The organism is Aquabacterium sp. A08, assembly GCF_011742065.1.
Genome location: NZ_JAAQQT010000092.1, coordinates 1 through 366 on the forward strand (window position 1 = coordinate 1; position 366 = coordinate 366).

Genomic DNA, 366 nt, shown 5'->3' on the forward strand with positions numbered 1-366 from the left:
TTCACCATCTCCAGCCTGGGTGGCATCGGTGGCCGTTACTTCACGCCCATCATCAACGCGCCCGAAGTCGCCATCCTGGGCGTCTGCAAGAGCCAGATGGAGCCGGTGTGGGACGGCAAGGCCTTCCAGCCGCGCTTGATGCTGCCCTTGAGCCTGACCTGGGACCACCGCGTGATAGACGGCGCGGCAGCGGCGCGGTTCAACGCGTACCTCGGCCAGATACTCGGCGACTTCCGTCGCGTGTTGCTCTAAGAAGGGACCCTGAACATGACACTCATGGACATCAAGGTTCCCGACATTGGCGATTTCGACGAGGTCGCGGTCATCGAACTGCTGGTCAAGCCCGGCGACACGGTCAAGGCCGAG

General features: G+C 62.8%; 2 protein-coding genes. Both read left to right on the forward strand.

Going from position 1 to position 366, the window contains the following annotated elements:
* A partial coding sequence (locus HA630_RS00525; RefSeq protein WP_208299882.1) for a 2-oxo acid dehydrogenase subunit E2 occupies positions 1-252 on the forward strand: 252 nt, incomplete at its 5' end.
* Positions 253-276: 24 nt separating this feature from the next.
* The coding region (locus HA630_RS00530; RefSeq protein WP_371809172.1) for a biotin/lipoyl-containing protein at positions 277-366 on the forward strand (90 nt) is incomplete at its 3' end.